Genomic DNA, 16,009 nt, shown 5'->3' on the forward strand with positions numbered 1-16,009 from the left:
AAAAAGTTTTAAATTTTCGCCGGCCTTCCACGCCTGCGCGAAGTGGCGTGCGTGCGCAACGGCAATTTATTGCGGCAAAAACCGGATGAGACGGGGGCTCCCACAAAAAGAAAAGCCCGCACTGTGGAGGGTGCGGGCTTAGTGAAGCGGGCTGGCCTGGAGGGCTTCCGCTTTTATGCGTCTTCGCTTATGCGTAGGCCGCAAGCACTTTTTTCATCTTCTTCATCGCGGCGACTTCGATCTGGCGAATGCGCTCGGCGCTGACTTTGTATTCGGCGGCCAGGTCATGCAGCGTCATGCCGCCTGAACCGTCGTCGTTTACCTTGAGCCAGCGCTCTTCCACGATGCGGCGTGCGCGCGGATCCAGTTCTTCCAGCGCGGCCGTGATGCCGTCCGAGGCCAGATTGTCGCGCTGGCGCGATTCCATCAGCGCGGTCGGTTCCTGCGTCGCGTCGGCCAAATAGGCGATGGGGCCGAAGGCGTCTTCGCCGTCGTCGCCGGGGCTCGGGTCCAGCAGCACGTCGCCACCCGACATGCGCTGCTCCATCTCGATGACTTCCTCGCGCTTGACGTTCAGTGTCTTCGCCATGGAGTCGATCTGGCCTTCGGTCAGGGTGTCGCGGTGCGTCGCCACGTCGGCGTCGTCCTTGAAACCCTGCTTCATGGAGCGCAGGTTGAAAAACAGCTTGCGCTGGGCCTTGGTCGTGGCGACCTTGACCATGCGCCAGTTTTTCAGGATGTACTCATGGATCTCGGCCTTGATCCAGTGCATGGCATAGCTCACCAGGCGCACGTTCTGGTCCGGGTCGAAGCGTTTCACGGCCTTCATCAGGCCGATGTTGCCTTCCTGGATCAGGTCGCCGTGAGGCAGTCCATAACCCAGGTATTTGCGCGAAATCGACACCACCAGGCGCAAGTGAGAGAGCACCAACTTACCGGCGGAATCAAGATCGTTGTTTTCCTTGAGGTTTTTGGCGAATTCCTGCTCCTGCTCCAGGGTGAGCATGGGCAGGCGATTGACGGCGGAAATATAGGCGTCCAGGTTGCCCAGCGGGGGAACCAGCGACCAAGGGTTGACGGCTGCGACGGCGCCCGTCTGGGGCACGGCCACGGCAGCGGTCAGCGATTGGGGGGAAAGAGCATATGACACTGCAGAACTCCTTTTCTCTAGTGCTAAATATTAGCACTCTGTTGGAGCGAGTGCTAAGCAATAGGTTCAATGACTCGGATAGCGCAAGGCTAATAAGTAGTAACCCTTGGTATGCAGTATGACCAAAGGGGGCGGTTTTGGTTCGGGAGCTTTTGGTTTCCGGGATGTAAACGCTGGTAATGCCCCGGAACGGGTGAGACAGCAAGAAAAAGCGGCAGGCGCTCAGGGCAGGCGCTTGTCGTCGCGCACTTCACGTACCTCGACGTCGACAACGTCAGCTGACGCGTTGCCGGCGTCGCGGCCTGCGCCACCCGGCCACATACCCTGGGGCGAGTAGCGCTGGAAGCGGCCGAACACCATGGCAGGTGCCGGCTTGCGGCCGGTAACCAGCGACTTCAGCAGGCTGAGGGCAACGACGATCAGCGCGGCGACCAGCAGGCTGACGGCGAACACCGCCGCAAACAGGCCCAGCACCAGTTTGAGGAAAAAACGCAGGATTTTGCTGATCAAGGCGGAGCACCCGTTAAAAGGTTTAAACCTTATAGGTGGAGCCGGGAGCTGCTATTTCAAGCTGGGAAGCATGCTGGATGGATCACCAGCGAATGCCCAGCCTGGCGAACAGCTTGCTCAGTACAAACAGCGGGCCGACCCAGAGATACTGGATGTCTTCAAAAAACGAGGGCTTTTTGCCTTCTATCTTGTGGCCTATGAACTGCAAGATCCAGGCGCCGACAAAAATGGCGATACAGATCGGCAGCACCAGCGAGCCCATGGCAAATATCACGCCCAGGAACACCGCAGACCACAGCGCCATGGTCGCGAAGAACACCGCGGACAGACGGGCGTAGTACACCATGCTGGCCGCGACAAAGGCATAAGCCACATAGGGATGCAGCGCAAACAGCATGCCGACCAGGCTCAGCATGATGAGCGGAATGGCGATGAAATGGATCAGTTCGTTGCGCGGGTTCCGGTGGCTTTCGCCATAGTGCGCCAGCAATTGGTCAACCTTGCGCGGCCCGGCAACGGCATCGGGGATGTCCGCTATGTCGTTCATGTATGTCTCCAGCGGCGGGGATCGCCTGTGGGGCGGATTTTCCGCCAGGCCGCCAGAACCGGAGCGGCGATTTACACAACGTAACGCAGGCCGCGAGCGGCCTGCGAACTTTGTACTTAGCGGCTGTGCCTGCCGATCAGGTCGGCGTGATTTTCGCGGTCTTGATAATCCGGCTCCAGCGGTCTATTTCGCTTTTCAGGAAGCGGCCGAACTCTTCTGAACCCTTTTGTGAGACACGAAAGCCTTGCTGCTTGGCGCGCTCTTCCACTTCCGCGCTGTACATGATCTTGATCATCTCGCGCGAGAATTTGTCCACGATGTCATCCGGTGTCTTGGCCGGGAGCATGGCTCCCGTCCAGTTTTCGACAAAGAGGCCAGTCATACCGGCCTCGAAAGCAGTCGGGACATCAGGCACCCCCGGGTGCCGGCCCAGGCTGCAGATCGCGATCGCGCGCAGTTTGCCGCCTTTGACGTGAGCGATCGATTCCGGATAGTTGGAAAAAATCACGTCCAGCTGGCCACCGATCAGGTCGACCATCGATGGCGCGCCGCCGCGGTAGGGCACATGGATCATCTTCGTTTTGTTCAGCTCGCAGAACAAGGCCATGGTCAGGTGTGCCGGAGTACCGTTGCCGCTCGAGCCCGCGCTCAGCTGCTTGGTTTTGGACACCGCCATCAGGTCCTTGAAGTCCTTGATCGGACTGGCAGCGGGAACAACCACAAGCATCGGCGAATTGGCCAGCAAGGCGACAGGGCGCAGGTCCTTGGTGAAACTGTAAGCCGCATTGGGATAGAGAGACACGTTCGCGGCGTGCGTCAACGTGATGGCCAGGATGGTATTGCCGTCGGGCGGTGATTTGGCGACCAGTTCGGCGCCGATCTGTGCGTTTCCGCCGGCCTTGTTTTCGACAATCACTGGAGTTTTCCACGCTTCAGACAGCTTTTGGGCGACCGTGCGGGCCATCATGTCGGTCAGGCCGCCGGGCGTGAACGGGACCACATACTTGATGGTGCTGCCCGGTTTGGGAAAGGCCTGTTGAGCCATCCCCAGGCCCGGAACGCCTGTCAGGGCTGCACCTGCTGATGCCAATACGATGTCGCGACGTTTCATGCCTACTCCTGTTGATTGAATAATTGTTAACCCACTAACTGATCCAACTGTGATTTGAGTGCGTCGGGAATGTTGAGTCCCGTCTGTAGTGCTTTCGTTTCGAGTGCGAGACGCCGCGCGCCGGCCAGGCGTACGCCGTCATCCAACAGCATTTCGGCGATTACGGTTTCCATGCGTTCAAAATAAGTGTCTGTGCCTGCAAGCGCGCCCGGGTCAATCAGGATGAAAGCCTGGCCGATGCGCGGCTGATTACCTTCATCGACGAAAAACGATGATGCCTCAAAAGCGAACTGCGCGCCAATCACGGCTGTCACCAACAGCTCCACCATCAACGCCAGCATGGAACCTTTGGGGCTGCTCACGGCACCCAGCGGCAGCATGGAGCCCTCCAGGGCCGCCTGTGCGTCCGTTGTGGGCCGGCCTTGTGCATCCAGCGCCCAGCCCAGCGGAATGGCCTTGCCTTCCTTGGCCGCAACCATGACCTTGCCGCGCGCTACTTCGCTCAGTGACAGGTCAATCAACAGGGGGTCGGCATTCCTGCGGGGAAAGGCGGCGGCAATCGGGTTGGTCCCAAAGACCGGATGCTTGCCGCCCGCCGCCGGCATGGCCGCCGGCGCATTGGCAAAGCCCAGGCCCACCAGGCCCGCATCGGTTGCGGCGCGCAGATGGTCCACCAAGACGCCGCAATGGTGGCTGTTGGTCACCCCGACAAAACACACGCCCAGTTCCCGGGCGGTTGTGATGGCGGTGGAGATTGCCAGGTCGCAGGCGGGGAAGGCGAGGCCCTGCCTTGCATCCACCAATACGGCCGCACCTTTTTTGTGCGCCACGACGGCCACGGCATGGCCGTCTGCCCGGCCGTTGCGAAGATGGGTGGCGTATTGCGGCACGCGGCTTAAACCATGCGACGCGAGCCCTTGCGTTTCGGCGCGAACCAGTGCTCTCGCGGTGGTGGCCGCCATGGCCTCCGCCGCGCCTGCCTTGCGCAGCGCCAGCGTGGCAAGGCGGGTTGCTTCTTCAATAGACAGTTGGACCATTACTTCAGGTTCTCCAGCACCTTGTCCGCGATCATGAACGATACGCGTGCATTTGATTGCATGCTTACACCCGAAATGTGTGGTGTAAGCAACAGGTTGGGGCAACTTTGCAAGGCCGCGCTCACCGGCAGGGGCTCGACGTCGAATACATCGATGGCCGCACCGCCCAGGTGCCCCGACCGCAGTGCCGCGCTGACAGCTGCGATGTCCACGATGTGGCCTCGCGACGTATTGATCAGCACGGCGCCTTTTTTCATCTGGCCAATGCGTGCCGCGCTGAACAGCCCACGCGTCGTATCAACCAGGGGCACGTGCAATGTGACGGCATCCGCGTTGCTGATGAGTTCGTCCAGCCCGGCATAACGCACGCCGGCTTGCGCGAAGACGGGCGCATCGGGCGCCAGCATGGCGTCGTAAGCGATCACTTGCATGCCAAGGCCACGTGCCAGTCGTGCCGTGGTCTGGCCTATGGAGCCAAAACCGATGATGCCCAAGGTTTGCCCGGCGGTTTCGCGCCCGTTGCCCAGCGCTGCGCGCGGCCATTCGCCAGCGGCCACCGCCGCGCTGGAAGCAAAAGCACCGCGCAGCAGCAGCATGGTGCTGGCGATCACGTATTCGGCCACGCTGAGCGCATTGGCGCCGGTGGCTGGGATCACCTTGATGCCCCTGGCCTCGCAGGCCGGCACGTCGATGTTGTCCAGCCCAACGCCGAGCCGGCCCACCACCTTGCAGCGCGTAAGCGCGGCCAGCAGTTCGCCGCGCACCTGCGTGAGGTTGCGCACGACCAGCGCGTCGGCTTTGGCTGCCTCGGCGCGCAGGCGGGCGGCATCGCTCACCAACTGCGGCTCGTAGAGTACCTCGTGCGCCGCTTCAAGCCGCGCCACGGCGCGCTCGTCCATGAATTCGCAGATGACAATGCGCGCCATGCATCCTCCGTGTTCAGGCTGATTCGAACAGGCGCGTCAGCACGAACTCCCGGTGGCCAAGCGCTTCAGCTGCGGTCAGGCGGCCGTTGGCCGTGCGCAGCATGTTCTCCAGCAGCTTGTCACCGGCCTGGTCCAGCGTGATCTCGCGCTGCAGCAGGCCCGAGGTGTCCACGTCGATGTGCTCGCTCATCAGGCGCACGGTGCGCGGGTTCGAGCAGATCTTGATCACCGGAACGATGGCGTTGCCGATCACATTGCCCTGGCCCGTGGGGAAGAAGTGCACGGCATAACCGGAGGCTGCGCACAAGGTCACCATCTCGGCGGCGGCGCTGGACGAGTCCATGAACCACAGGCCGGGGTGCGTCGGCTTCTCGGCCTTGTCGATGACGCCGTCCACGGTGCAGACCTTGCCGATCTTCTGGATATTGCCCAGGGCTTTTTCCTCGATGGTCGTCAGGCCGCCGGCGATATTGCCCTTGGTCGGCTGCGAATCGGACAGGTCGCTGGTCTTGTGGCGGTTGATCATGTCCTGGTAGCGGTTGAACATGAACATGAACTGGTCGCGCACCGCGTCATTGGCGCAGCGGTCGGCCACGATTTTTTCGCCGCCGGTGATTTCCGAGGTCTCGCCGAAGCACAGGTAGTTGCCCAGGGGGTGCAGCTTGTCGAAGGCGTTGCCCACCGTGGGGTTGGCGCCGCAGCCGGATGTGGTGTCGGACTCGCCGCACTTGGTGGAAACCCAGAGTTCGGAGATGCCGCAGACCTCGCGCTGCTTCTCGCTGGCCCACTGCACGTATTCGCGCGCCGCCTTGGATGCCTTCATGATGGTTTCGTGGTCGCCGTGGCCTTCGATGCCGAAGCCGATCACCGGCTTGCCGGTGGTCGCAATGCCGTCGACCACCTTCTTGGTCCAGCTGTCTTCAATGCCGATCACCACCACGGCGGCAACGTTGGGGTTGCAGCCCGCGCCTATCAGCGTGCGGAAGTGCAGCTCCAGGTCGGCGCCGAACTGCAGGCGACCGTAAGGGTGCGGGATCGCCATGCTGCCCTTGATGTTGTGGGCCACGGCTTCGGCCGCCGCATTGGACAGGTCGTCCAGCGGCAGGATGATGACGTGGTTGCGCACGCCGACGCGGCCGTTCTCGCGGCGATAGCCCAGGAATGTGGTGTCTTTGTTAATGACTGACATGGAAAATCCTTTTTCAAAAAATGATCGAATTGATGGTGCGCCCGGCGTAGCGAGCGGGCGGCAGGCAAGGCGCAAACCGGAGCCGGGCCGGTGCTCGGCGAGGATTTGCAACGCAGCATCCCGCCCGCGCAGTAGCCGGGAGCGCCATCAATTACCAGCGTTTGGTTTTGATGTTATGGACATGTGCGTGCTGGCCCGCCTTGATGTTGGCGACGACCTTGCCCATGTCGATGCCGTACTTCAGCACCGTATCGCCGACGGCCATGTCCTTGAGCGCCACCTTGTGGCCTATGGGGATGTCCTGCTGGGCCTGCACGTTGATCATGCGGTCCTCGTCCATGATCCAGCCGGTCATGGCGGTTCCTGCTTTCACACCTTCCACCACCACAACGGCCACGGTGTCTTTGGCGTCATGCAATACAAAATGAATCATGGGTTCTCCATCAAGGGGCCTGGGTTAATTCGAGCCGCCAGTTTTATGGACGCCCACGACCTTGTCAATTGACTCATATATATGACTTGTACGACCCGGCCATCGGTGTTTCAATGGCGGCCGTGACCGAAAAAAAACTATCCACTCCCCTGCGCCCGCTGGCGGGCGGGGACACGCTGCCGCTGTACCGCCAGGTCAAGCGCGAACTGCAAAAGCTCATAGAAGCGGGGCACTACGGTCCGGGTAAACCCCTGCCCAGCGAGGCCGAAATCGCCGGGATTTTGCAGGTGAGCGTGGGCACTTTGCGCCATGCGGTGGACGAACTGGTGCATGAGCACGTGCTGGTGCGTCGGCAGGGCAAGGGCACTTTTGTGGCGCCGCACACCAGTGCGCGCTTCATGTTCCAGTTTTTCCATGTGGAGCCGCGCTGGAACTTCGGTGACGAAGAAGAGGCGCTTGAGCGTGACTATCCTGAGATCGATTGCATCGCCTTTGCGCGCGAGCGGGCGACCGAGTTCGAAGCCTCCGCCCTGCGCATCAAGGCCGGCGAGGCCGTGTTCAGGGTAGAGAACCGGCTCGCCTTGCGCGGCCGCGTGGTGATGCACGACAGGCTCTCGATTTCGGCGGCCCTCTTTCGCAACCTCACCGAAAAGCGTTTTGTCGAAAGGCCCAGCACGATTTACGCGCTCTACCAGACCGACTTCGGCATCACCGTGCTGCGCGCCCAGGAGCGCGCACGCGCGGCGGCGGCCGACAAGGCCACGGCCCGTGTGCTGGGTGTGGCGGCGGGCGCCCCGGTGATGGAAGTGCACCGGCTGGCATTGACCTTTGGCGACAAGCCGGTGGAGTACCGCGTGTCGACCATCAACACCCAGGCACACGACTACGTCAGTGTGCTGTCCAAGAAAGCATGAGCATGGACCTTGTTTTTCTGCTCGAAAAAGCCCGGCTTGCCGGCATGGAGGCGGCCGCCCGTATCGGGCAGGCGCGGGCTGCCCTGCAGCCGGCGGACGTCAGCCAGAAAGCACCCGGTGACTGGGTCACACGCTTTGACTGCGAGGTGGAAGAGGACCTGCAGGAAGCCTTGCAGCAGGCCCTGCCGGAAGGGCACTTTGTCGGCGAGGAGGGCGACGGCGAGTTGACGGACGCGCCCACCTGGCTGGTCGACCCGATTGACGGCACGGCGAATTTTGCGCGCGGCTATCCGCAATACGCGGTGTCGATCGCGCTCTGCGTGGGCCGCGAGCCGGTGCTGGGCGTGGTGGTCGATCCTTCGCGCGATGAAGTCTTCACGGCCGCGAACGGCCTGGGTGCGTGGCTGAACGGACAGCGCATCGCCTGCGCCGGGCCGCACCTGCCGGGCCAGTGCCTGGTCGCCACGGTATTTCCCAAACCCGGCGCGCCCTTCATGGACGACTACCTCGCCGAGTTCGGCCGCGTGCTGAAGACCTTCGGGCAGGTTCGCCGCAGCGGCGCGATGGTGCTGGAGCTGGCCTATGTCGCGGCCGGCAGGGCCGACGCTTTCTGGGAGCGCGGCATGGGCGCCTGGGACGCGGCGGCCGGCGCGGTGCTGTTGCGCGAAGCCGGTGCCGTGATGCATGCGATGGACGGCCTGCCGCTGCTGGAAAGCCGCATGCTGGTGGCCGGCAGCCCGGCCGGCGCCGCCTTGCTCGAAGGCGTGCTCAAGCGCCCATGAGGCGGGCGTCGCCTCGCTGATCTCTTCCTGATTATTTTGACTGGGTCCCGATGATTCTCAAATGGCGCGTGCAGCTGGCTTCGTATTTCCCCGGTGTGATGGTATGCATGGTGATTGCGCTGGCGGCCACCTTCGTATCCGAGCATTACGGCGGGCCGCAGCTGCTGTATGCGCTGCTGATAGGCCTGGCTTTTCATTTCCTCAACAGCAATCCGCAGACGGCCAAAGGCATAGGTTTTTGCGGCCGGGTGGTGCTGCGCGTCGGAGTGGCCTTGCTGGGCGCGCGCATCACGTTTTCGCAAGTGGCCCAGCTGGGCCTGGGGACCGCGGCGGTGATCGTGCTGGCGGTGCTGCTCACGATAGGGCTGGGCCTGCTGCTGGCGAGCTGGCTCAAGTGCTCGCGCGACGAGGGCCTGCTCTCGGGCGGCGCGGTGGCGATTTGCGGCGCGTCGGCGGCGCTGGCGATTTCGTCCGTGCTGCCCCAGACCAAGGAAAACGAGCGCTTCACGCTGCTGGCCGTCGTGGGCGTCACGGTGCTGTCGACGCTGGCCATGGTGGTCTACCCCTTCAGCCTCCAGGCCATAGGCCTGCTGCCGGGGCAGGCCGGCATCGTGCTGGGCGGCTCCATCCACGACGTGGCCCAGGTAGTGGCGGCCGGCATGATGCTGGGCCCGCAGGCCGGCGACACGGCGACGGTGGTCAAGCTGTTCCGCGTCATGATGCTGATGCCCGTGGTGCTGGCGGTGGCGGTGATGTACCGCAAGCATCCGGCCGTGAAGGTGCCGGAAACCGAAGTGCCGCTGGTGCCGGGATTTTTGCTGGCCTTTGTCGTGCTGGTGATGCTGGCCAGCGCCGGATTCATCAGCCCGCCGCTGGTTCAACTGGCCGGTGACGCCTCACGCTGGATGCTGGTGACGGCGATCGCTGCCGCTGGTGTCAAGACCAGCTTCGAGGACCTGCTTAAGCTGGGCTGGAAGCCGGTCGCGCTGCTGGTGACCGAAACCGTCTTTATCGTGGTCTTTGTGGTGGCAGCGGTATTGCTGCTGCGGCTTGGCGGCGCCTGAAGAAGCGCTTCAGCCCAGCAGGGCCTGTGCGAATTCGCGCGCGTTGAAGGTTTCCAGGTCTTCAAGCTGCTCGCCCACGCCGATGAAATACACCGAGACGGGGCGCAACGCCGGCGAAGCCAGGGCACGTTCGCGGGCCCACAGCGCGATGGCCGCCAGCACGCCGCCCTTGGCCGTCCCGTCCAGTTTGGTCACGATGAGGCCCGTCAGTTGCAGCGTGTCGTCAAAGGCCTTGACCTGGGCCAGCGCGTTCTGGCCGGTGTTGCCGTCGATGACCAGCAGCACTTCGTGGGGAGCCGTGGCGTCGGCCTTTTGCACCACACGCTTGATCTTGCGCAGCTCTTCCATCAGGTGCAGCTGTGTGGGCAGGCGGCCGGCGGTGTCGACCAGCACCACATCCTTGCCGCGCGCCTTGCCGGCGCTCACGGCGTCGAAACTCACGGCGGCCGGGTCGCCGCCTTCCTGGCTCACGATCTCGACCGTGTTGCGGTCGGCCCAGACGCTGAGCTGCTCGCGCGCGGCCGCGCGAAAGGTGTCGGCCGCCGCCAGCAGCACCGAAGCGCCCTCGGTGGCCAGGTGGCGCGTGAGCTTGCCGATGGAGGTGGTCTTGCCGGCGCCGTTCACGCCGGTCACCATGATCACGGTGGGCTGGTACTGGCCAATCACCAGCGGCTGCTCCAGCGGTTTGAGCAGTTGCGCGATGGAGTCCACCAGCGCGTTCTTGACGGCCACGGGGTGGGTCATGCCGCCTTCGCGCACCCGGCGCTTGACGTCGGCCAGCAGGTGTTCGGTGGCCTTGGTGCCGGCGTCGGCCATCAGCAAGGCGGTTTCCAGATCTTCGTAAAGCGCATCATCGATGCGGCTGCCGGTGAACACGGTGGAGATGCTGGAGCCGGTCTTGCGCAGGCCGGCCTGCAGCTTGCCCAGCCAGCGCTCACGCTCCGGCGCGATGGCGCCCGGGACCGGAATGGCGATGGGTGTGACCAGCGCGCTGCCTATCAACCCACCCCCGGCGGGCGCCGGCGTAGGGGCGGCCACCGCTGCGCTGTCCGCGGCCACGGCGGGCGGGGCATCAGGGGCCGGAGAAGGCGCGGCGGCGGGGGGCGGGGATTTTTTCTTGAAAAAACTGAACATTGGGTATGCTTGCGGAGTCCTAGTGGGCTGTTGCACCATTGCGGGGCAACGTGCGGCGCCACCCAGCTATTCTATGAAACACCCCAGACAAACCCTTTTGACGCCCCCAGTACCCCTTTCCCCCCCTGTTTTTCGCTTTCCCCGTGCCCCGGCTCTTCTGCTGGCGCTGTGCCTTGGGGGCGCCGCCTTCGCGCAGACGCCCGCCGCCGTGCCGGTGGTGGAGAAATTCACGCTGGCCAATGGCCTCACGGTGATTGTCAAACCCGACCGTAGAGCACCCACGGTGGCGCACATGCTGTGGGTGCGGGTCGGCTCCATGGATGAGGTGGACGGCACCTCCGGTGTGGCCCATGCGCTGGAGCACATGATGTTCAAGGGCACGCCGACGGTGAAACCCGGCGATTTTTCCAAGCGGGTTGCCGCGCTGGGCGGCCGCGAAAACGCCTTCACCAGCCGCGACAGCACCGGTTACCACCAGCAGATTCCCGCCGGCAAGCTTGAAGAGGTGATGCGCCTGGAGGCCGACCGCTTTGCCCACATGCAGTGGCCCGACGAAGAGTTCAAGCGCGAGATCGAGGTGGTCAAGGAGGAGCGCCGCCTGCGCACCGAGGATTCGCCGCGCGCCATGCTGTACGAGCAAGGCGCGGCCATGGCCTTCATGACCTCGCCCTACCGGCGCCCTGTCGTCGGCTGGATGAGCGACCTGGACGCCATGACGCCGGCCGACGTGCGCGATTTCCACCGGCGCTGGTATGTGCCGGCCAATGCGGCCGTGGTAGTGGCGGGCGACGTGGAAGTCGCCCAGGTCAGGAAACTGGTCGAGAAATACTACGGCGGCATCCCCGCCCGGCCGGTGCCCGTGCGTAAGCCTCGCGAAGAGCCCGAGCAGGATGGCCTGCGCCGCCTCGACTACAAGGCCCCGGCGAGCCAGGCTTACGTCGGCATGTCTTTCAAGGTGCCCAAGCTGGAGCCGGCCGACCTCGCGGATGCGGTCGCCGGCGCACCGGTTTCGCCGACGGCTGCGGGCAGCCGCGACGCGCTGGCACTCACCGTGCTGGCCGCGGTGCTCGACGGCTATGGCGGTGCGCGCCTGGAGCGGGCCCTGGTGCAGGGCGACAACCGGGTGTCCGACGGCGCGGGCGCCTCCAATGGCCTGATGGGGCGGGGGCCGCAGCTTTTTGTGCTCGACGGCGTTCCCGCGGACGGCAAGACCACCCAGCAGGTGGCCGAGGCCCTGCGCCGCGAAGTGGCGCTCGTCGCGCGCGAAGGCGTGAGCGAGGCGGAACTCAAGCGCGTCAAAACGCAGTGGGTGGCCAGCGAGATCTACAAGCTCGACTCCGTGTTCAGCCAGGCGCGCGAACTGGGCTCCAACTGGGTACAGGGCTTGCCGCTGGACGGCAGCGAGCGTGTGATTGCCGGCCTGCGCCGCGTCACTACCGCCGAAGTGCAGGCGGTAGCCGCCAAATACTTCGGCGACGACCAGATGACCCAGGTCACCTTGCTGCCGCAACCCGTAGACCCCAATCGCAAACCCCGCAAGCCGGCGCTCCCCATCCGCCATGACGGCTCCTGAACCCGACACCCGAATCCTCATGAACATCGCCACGAAAAACAGGGCTCGCAGCTCTCTCACCCTCTGGGTTGCCGGCTTTTTTTGCCTGTGCCTGCAGGCAACGGCCGGTGCGGCCATCCCCATCCAGCAATGGACACAAACGAACGGCGCCCAGGTCTACCTGGTCGAAAGCCCGGCCATCGCCATGCTGGATGTGCAGATCGATTTTGATGCAGGCACCCGGCGCGACCCGGCCGCCCAGGCGGGCCTGGCGAGCATGACCATGACCATGCTGGACAAGGGCCTGGAAGCCAGAAACGGCGAGCCCGCCATGGACGAAAATGCGCTCAGCGAGGCCTGGGCCGACCTGGGGGCACAGTTCGGCGTCAGCGCCACGGGTGAGCGCCTGGGTTTTTCGTTGCGCTCCCTGACTGACCCCGAGCTGCTCGACAAGGCCGTGGCGCTTGCGGCGCGCCAGATCGCCGAGCCGTCCTTCCCCAACGCCATCTGGCAGCGTGAACGCGAGCGCATGGTGGCCTCGCTCAAGGAGTCCTACACCCGGCCCGGCAGCATCATTGCCCGTGCCTACGCGAAAGCGGTGTACGGCACGCACCCCTACGGCTATGAGGTGACCGAGGCCACGCTGGCGCGCATCAGCGTGGCCGACATGCGCGCTTTCTACAGCGCCGGCGTGGCGGCTTGCCGCGCGCGCGTCAGCATGGTGGGCGCCGTGACGCGCGCGCAGGCCGATGTGATCGCGGCGCGCCTGCTGTCGCGCCTGCCTCAGGTGGCGTGCGCCGGCCTGCCGCCCTTGCCGGAGGTGGCCGAAGTGGCGCCGCTGGCCCAGGCCGAGGAAAAGCGCATTCCCTTTGATTCGGCGCAGGCCCATGTGCTGATAGGCCAGCCCGGCTTCAAGCGCACCGACCCGGATTATTTCGCGCTGACCATCGGCAACTACATCCTGGGCGGCGGCGGTTTTGTCTCGCGCCTGACGCGGGAAGTGCGTGAAAAGCGGGGGCTGACTTACGGCGTTACCAGCTATTTCTCGCCCGGCCTGCATGCCGGCAGCTTCACTGTGAGCCTGCAGACGCGGCCCGATCAGGCCGGCCAGGCGGTGAAGCTGGCGCATGAGGTGGTCAAGGACTTTGTCGCCGACGGCCCCACCGAGGCCGAACTGAAGGCCGCCAAGGACAACCTCATAGGCGGTTTTGCGCTGCGCATCGACAGCAACCGCAAGCTGCTGGACAACATCGCAAGCATCGCCTGGAACAAGCTGCCGCTGGATTACCTGGACACCTGGACGCAGCAGGTGGACAAGGTGACGGTGGCCGACATCAAGGCCGCCTTTGCGCGCAAGCTGCAGCCTGAGAAAATGGTCACTGTTATCCTCGGCGCCGCACCATGAAATACACTCCCGCACCCACAGAAACCCCCGCCGGCAAAAAACCGCGTCCCAAGGGCGGCAAGGTGGTGGGCCGCAAGACCGTGCCGCCCGGCGAAATCCGCATCATCGGCGGGCTGTACAAACGCACCAAGCTGCCGGTTCCCAGCAAGCCCGGCCTGCGTCCCACGCCTGACCGCGTGCGCGAAACCTTGTTCAACTGGCTGGGCCAGGACTTGACGGGCTGGCGCTGCATGGACGTGTTCGCCGGAACCGGCGCGCTGGGTTTTGAGGCCGCCTCACGCGGCGCTGCCGACGTGCTGCTGTGCGAGCAGGACCCGGCTCTGGTGCTGCAGCTCAAGGCGGTGCAGGCCAGGCTCAAGGCTGAGATGTGCCACATCGAGCGCGGCGACGGGCTCAGTGCGCTCAAGCGCGTTGCCCCCGGCAGCCTGCAACTGGTGCTGCTGGACCCGCCTTTTGAGTCCACGCTGTTCGAATCCGCACTGCAAGCCGCGGCACGGGCCATAGGCCCAACCGGCCTGGTGTACCTGGAGTCCCCCAAAGCCTGGACTGAGGAGGAATTGCTGCCCCTGGGCCTCAAGCTGCACCGCAACGGCAAGGCCGGTGCCGTGCATTTCCACCTGCTGGCCGGGCTGGGCGCGCCAGCGGCCTGATACCGCTCACGAGTCCGGCAGCCTTGCCTGCCGCGTGGTTACGGGGGCCAGCCGGCCGGTTGCAGCGGTGGGGCGGGCATAATTCCAGCATGGCCACCCCGCGCATCGCTGTCTACTCCGGCACTTTTGACCCTTTCACGCTGGGCCATGGCGACGTGGTGCGCCGCGCGGCCGGGCTGTTTGACCAGATCGTCATCGCCGTGGCCGCGGCCCACCACAAGAAAACCCTGTTTTCGCTGGAGGCCCGCGTGGCGCAAGTACAGGCCGAAACGCAGGGCATTGCCGGCGTGGCCGTGCTGCCTTTTGACGGCCTGATCATGGATTTTTGCGCGGCGCAAAAAGCCTCGGCCGTGGTGCGCGGTATCCGCAACCTGACGGACTTTGATTACGAAGCCCAGATGGCGGCCATGAACCGCAAGCTGCGCCCCCAGGTGGAAACCGTGTTTTTGCTACCTGACGCGCCGCTGCAATGCATCAGCAGCACGCTGGTGCGCGAGATCAGCAAGCTGGGCGGCGACGTGGCCCAGATGGTGAGCCCCGCGGTGGCGTCGGCCCTCGCGGTCGCGCACCGGGCAGCGAAAGGGGGCTGAACATGGCCTTGATGATCACCGACGAATGCATCAACTGCGACGTCTGCGAGCCCGAATGCCCCAACCAGGCCATCTATCTGGGCAAAGAGATCTACGAGATCGACCCGCACAAATGCACCGAATGCGTCGGCCATTTCGACGAACCGCAGTGCGTGCAGGTCTGCCCCGTGGCCTGCATTCCCCTGAATCCGCAGCACATTGAAACGCGGGAAACCCTGTGGGAAAAATACCAGCGCCTGCAGGCCGTGATTCCCATCATCGCGGCACGCTGAAGATTTAACCCCAGTCTTCGGATTGGCTTCGGATTCCGGTTCTAAACCTTGCGTGGCGGTTTGGGCCGCGGCGGCGTGCTGGTGTGGATCATCATCGTGGCCTTTTCCATCTCGCCCTTGAGCAGCTCCGGCACCGCCTTGAGGCAACGGGTGATGCAGTCTTCAATGGCGATGCGGTGCTCGGCCGAAGGCTTTTTCAGCACCCAGTCGACCACTTCGGCCTTGACGCCGGGGTGGCCCACGCCTATGCGCAGGCGCCAGTAGTCGGGTGTGCCCAGCTGCGCGTGGATGTCGCGCAGGCCGTTGTGGCCGGCGTGGCTGCCGCCGAACTTGAGTTTGACTTGCCCCGGCACGATGTCCATCTCGTCGTGAGCTACCAGCACTTCCTCGGGCGCGAGCTTGAAAAACCGCGCCAGCGCCGCGACCGACTTGCCCGACACGTTCATGAAGGTCAGCGGCTTGAGCAGCCAGACGTTCTGGCCGTTCACCGTGATGCGTGCAACCTGGCCGTGGTAGCCTTTTTCGAGGCTGAGAGGGGCTTTGAGCTCCCGCGAGAGGGCGTCTATCCACCAGAAGCCGGCGTTGTGGCGGGTAGCCTCATATTCAGGACCGGGATTGCCCAGACCGACGAACAATTTGATCATTTGGAGATTTCCATCCGCTCGATTCTAGGTGCGCATAGCCCGGCCTTTTGCGGAGGCTTGCGGTTCAGAATCCTAGTGAGAAAGAAAAACGGCCCTTGT

General features: G+C 64.1%; 18 protein-coding genes. 8 read left to right on the plus strand and 10 right to left on the minus strand.

Annotated features, from left to right (window positions below; genetic code table 11):
* Positions 1–187: 187 nt before the first annotated feature.
* From rpoH to AC1D1F_RS03080, 8 genes are all read right to left on the minus strand, one after another.
* The gene (rpoH, locus tag AC1D1F_RS03045; RefSeq protein ID WP_436156763.1) at positions 188–1,123 is read right to left on the minus strand and encodes an RNA polymerase sigma factor RpoH; all 936 of its coding nucleotides are present in this window, start codon (positions 1,121–1,123) and stop codon (positions 188–190) included.
* A gap of 249 nt (positions 1,124–1,372) precedes the next feature.
* Positions 1,373–1,660: a hypothetical protein gene (locus AC1D1F_RS03050; RefSeq protein WP_477677162.1), complete on the minus strand. Its 288-nt coding sequence runs from the start codon at positions 1,658–1,660 to the stop codon at positions 1,373–1,375.
* A gap of 82 nt (positions 1,661–1,742) precedes the next feature.
* On the minus strand, positions 1,743–2,207 hold the full coding sequence (locus tag AC1D1F_RS03055) for an Mpo1 family 2-hydroxy fatty acid dioxygenase (protein ID WP_477695945.1): 465 nt from the start codon (positions 2,205–2,207) through the stop codon (positions 1,743–1,745).
* A 136-nt stretch (positions 2,208–2,343) separates the two neighbouring features.
* Positions 2,344–3,318, minus strand: coding sequence for a Bug family tripartite tricarboxylate transporter substrate binding protein (locus AC1D1F_RS03060; protein ID WP_477677164.1), 975 nt, complete (start codon positions 3,316–3,318; stop codon positions 2,344–2,346).
* A gap of 26 nt (positions 3,319–3,344) precedes the next feature.
* The gene (locus tag AC1D1F_RS03065; protein ID WP_477700655.1) at positions 3,345–4,355 is read right to left on the minus strand and encodes an Ldh family oxidoreductase; all 1,011 of its coding nucleotides are present in this window, start codon (positions 4,353–4,355) and stop codon (positions 3,345–3,347) included.
* Positions 4,355–5,281 (minus strand): hydroxyacid dehydrogenase, encoded by a 927-nt coding sequence (locus AC1D1F_RS03070; RefSeq protein ID WP_477677165.1) that lies wholly within the window; start codon positions 5,279–5,281, stop codon positions 4,355–4,357. The genes AC1D1F_RS03065 and AC1D1F_RS03070 overlap by 1 nt, the downstream gene beginning before the upstream one ends.
* Before the next feature lie 13 nt (positions 5,282–5,294).
* On the minus strand, positions 5,295–6,470 hold the full coding sequence (locus AC1D1F_RS03075; protein WP_477677166.1) for a UxaA family hydrolase: 1,176 nt from the start codon (positions 6,468–6,470) through the stop codon (positions 5,295–5,297).
* Between the two features lie 151 nt (positions 6,471–6,621).
* Positions 6,622–6,903, minus strand: coding sequence for a UxaA family hydrolase (locus AC1D1F_RS03080; protein ID WP_007862870.1), 282 nt, complete (start codon positions 6,901–6,903; stop codon positions 6,622–6,624).
* A 68-nt stretch (positions 6,904–6,971) separates the two neighbouring features.
* Here AC1D1F_RS03080 and AC1D1F_RS03085 point away from each other — a divergent pair, with 68 nt between their 5' ends.
* Genes AC1D1F_RS03085 through AC1D1F_RS03095 form a run of 3 tightly spaced genes read left to right on the plus strand, consistent with a single transcriptional unit; the run spans position 6,972 to position 9,663 of the window.
* Positions 6,972–7,817 carry a GntR family transcriptional regulator gene (locus AC1D1F_RS03085; RefSeq protein WP_477677167.1) on the plus strand — a complete coding sequence of 282 codons (846 nt, stop codon included), beginning with the start codon at positions 6,972–6,974 and terminating at the stop codon, positions 7,815–7,817.
* Between the two features lie 2 nt (positions 7,818–7,819).
* Entirely contained in the window at positions 7,820–8,599 is a 780-nt protein-coding gene (locus tag AC1D1F_RS03090) for an inositol monophosphatase family protein (RefSeq protein ID WP_477677168.1), read from the plus strand.
* Between the two features lie 50 nt (positions 8,600–8,649).
* Positions 8,650–9,663, plus strand: coding sequence for a YeiH family protein (locus AC1D1F_RS03095; protein ID WP_477677169.1), 1,014 nt, complete (start codon positions 8,650–8,652; stop codon positions 9,661–9,663).
* Between the two features lie 9 nt (positions 9,664–9,672).
* Here AC1D1F_RS03095 and ftsY read toward each other — a convergent pair whose 3' ends face one another.
* On the minus strand, positions 9,673–10,797 hold the full coding sequence (ftsY, locus tag AC1D1F_RS03100) for a signal recognition particle-docking protein FtsY (RefSeq protein ID WP_477677170.1): 1,125 nt from the start codon (positions 10,795–10,797) through the stop codon (positions 9,673–9,675).
* A gap of 73 nt (positions 10,798–10,870) precedes the next feature.
* On the opposite strand from ftsY, the gene AC1D1F_RS03105 reads away from it, so the two are divergent.
* From AC1D1F_RS03105 to AC1D1F_RS03125, 5 genes are all read left to right on the plus strand, one after another.
* Positions 10,871–12,370 carry a M16 family metallopeptidase gene (locus AC1D1F_RS03105; RefSeq protein ID WP_477695944.1) on the plus strand — a complete coding sequence of 500 codons (1,500 nt, stop codon included), beginning with the start codon at positions 10,871–10,873 and terminating at the stop codon, positions 12,368–12,370.
* 19 nt (positions 12,371–12,389) lie between these two features.
* Positions 12,390–13,754: a M16 family metallopeptidase gene (locus tag AC1D1F_RS03110; RefSeq protein ID WP_477696008.1), complete on the plus strand. Its 1,365-nt coding sequence runs from the start codon at positions 12,390–12,392 to the stop codon at positions 13,752–13,754.
* Positions 13,751–14,404 (plus strand): 16S rRNA (guanine(966)-N(2))-methyltransferase RsmD, encoded by a 654-nt coding sequence (gene rsmD, locus AC1D1F_RS03115; RefSeq protein ID WP_477677171.1) that lies wholly within the window; start codon positions 13,751–13,753, stop codon positions 14,402–14,404. Before AC1D1F_RS03110 ends, rsmD begins: the two co-directional genes overlap by 4 nt.
* An 89-nt stretch (positions 14,405–14,493) precedes the next feature.
* The gene (gene coaD, locus AC1D1F_RS03120; protein WP_477677172.1) at positions 14,494–14,994 is read left to right on the plus strand and encodes a pantetheine-phosphate adenylyltransferase; all 501 of its coding nucleotides are present in this window, start codon (positions 14,494–14,496) and stop codon (positions 14,992–14,994) included.
* A gap of 2 nt (positions 14,995–14,996) precedes the next feature.
* Positions 14,997–15,266: a YfhL family 4Fe-4S dicluster ferredoxin gene (locus tag AC1D1F_RS03125; protein WP_477653182.1), complete on the plus strand. Its 270-nt coding sequence runs from the start codon at positions 14,997–14,999 to the stop codon at positions 15,264–15,266.
* A 41-nt stretch (positions 15,267–15,307) separates the two neighbouring features.
* Here the strand turns inward: AC1D1F_RS03125 and pth are convergent, their stop codons facing one another.
* Positions 15,308–15,910 carry an aminoacyl-tRNA hydrolase gene (pth, locus tag AC1D1F_RS03130; protein ID WP_477677173.1) on the minus strand — a complete coding sequence of 201 codons (603 nt, stop codon included), beginning with the start codon at positions 15,908–15,910 and terminating at the stop codon, positions 15,308–15,310.
* Between the last annotated feature and the right edge of the window lie 99 nt (positions 15,911–16,009).

The sequence above is a fragment of the Polaromonas sp. P1_H6 genome, from assembly GCF_056405195.1.

Excerpts from the sequence above, each read along its gene's own strand:
- AC1D1F_RS03055 (WP_477695945.1), bottom strand. The coding sequence starts at position 2,207 with ATGAACGACATAGCGGACATCCCCGATGCCGTTGCCGGGCCGCGCAAG.
- AC1D1F_RS03060 (WP_477677164.1), bottom strand. The coding sequence starts at position 3,318 with ATGAAACGTCGCGACATCGTATTGGCATCAGCAGGTGCAGCCCTGACA.
- AC1D1F_RS03065 (WP_477700655.1), bottom strand. The coding sequence starts at position 4,355 with ATGGTCCAACTGTCTATTGAAGAAGCAACCCGCCTTGCCACGCTGGCG.
- AC1D1F_RS03070 (WP_477677165.1), bottom strand. The coding sequence starts at position 5,281 with ATGGCGCGCATTGTCATCTGCGAATTCATGGACGAGCGCGCCGTGGCG.
- AC1D1F_RS03075 (WP_477677166.1), bottom strand. The coding sequence starts at position 6,470 with ATGTCAGTCATTAACAAAGACACCACATTCCTGGGCTATCGCCGCGAG.
- AC1D1F_RS03080 (WP_007862870.1), bottom strand. The coding sequence starts at position 6,903 with ATGATTCATTTTGTATTGCATGACGCCAAAGACACCGTGGCCGTTGTG.
- AC1D1F_RS03090 (WP_477677168.1), top strand. The coding sequence starts at position 7,820 with ATGGACCTTGTTTTTCTGCTCGAAAAAGCCCGGCTTGCCGGCATGGAG.
- AC1D1F_RS03095 (WP_477677169.1), top strand. The coding sequence starts at position 8,650 with ATGATTCTCAAATGGCGCGTGCAGCTGGCTTCGTATTTCCCCGGTGTG.
- ftsY (WP_477677170.1), bottom strand. The coding sequence starts at position 10,797 with ATGTTCAGTTTTTTCAAGAAAAAATCCCCGCCCCCCGCCGCCGCGCCT.
- AC1D1F_RS03105 (WP_477695944.1), top strand. The coding sequence starts at position 10,871 with ATGAAACACCCCAGACAAACCCTTTTGACGCCCCCAGTACCCCTTTCC.
- AC1D1F_RS03110 (WP_477696008.1), top strand. The coding sequence starts at position 12,390 with ATGAACATCGCCACGAAAAACAGGGCTCGCAGCTCTCTCACCCTCTGG.
- rsmD (WP_477677171.1), top strand. The coding sequence starts at position 13,751 with ATGAAATACACTCCCGCACCCACAGAAACCCCCGCCGGCAAAAAACCG.
- coaD (WP_477677172.1), top strand. The coding sequence starts at position 14,494 with ATGGCCACCCCGCGCATCGCTGTCTACTCCGGCACTTTTGACCCTTTC.
- AC1D1F_RS03125 (WP_477653182.1), top strand. The coding sequence starts at position 14,997 with ATGGCCTTGATGATCACCGACGAATGCATCAACTGCGACGTCTGCGAG.
- pth (WP_477677173.1), bottom strand. The coding sequence starts at position 15,910 with ATGATCAAATTGTTCGTCGGTCTGGGCAATCCCGGTCCTGAATATGAG.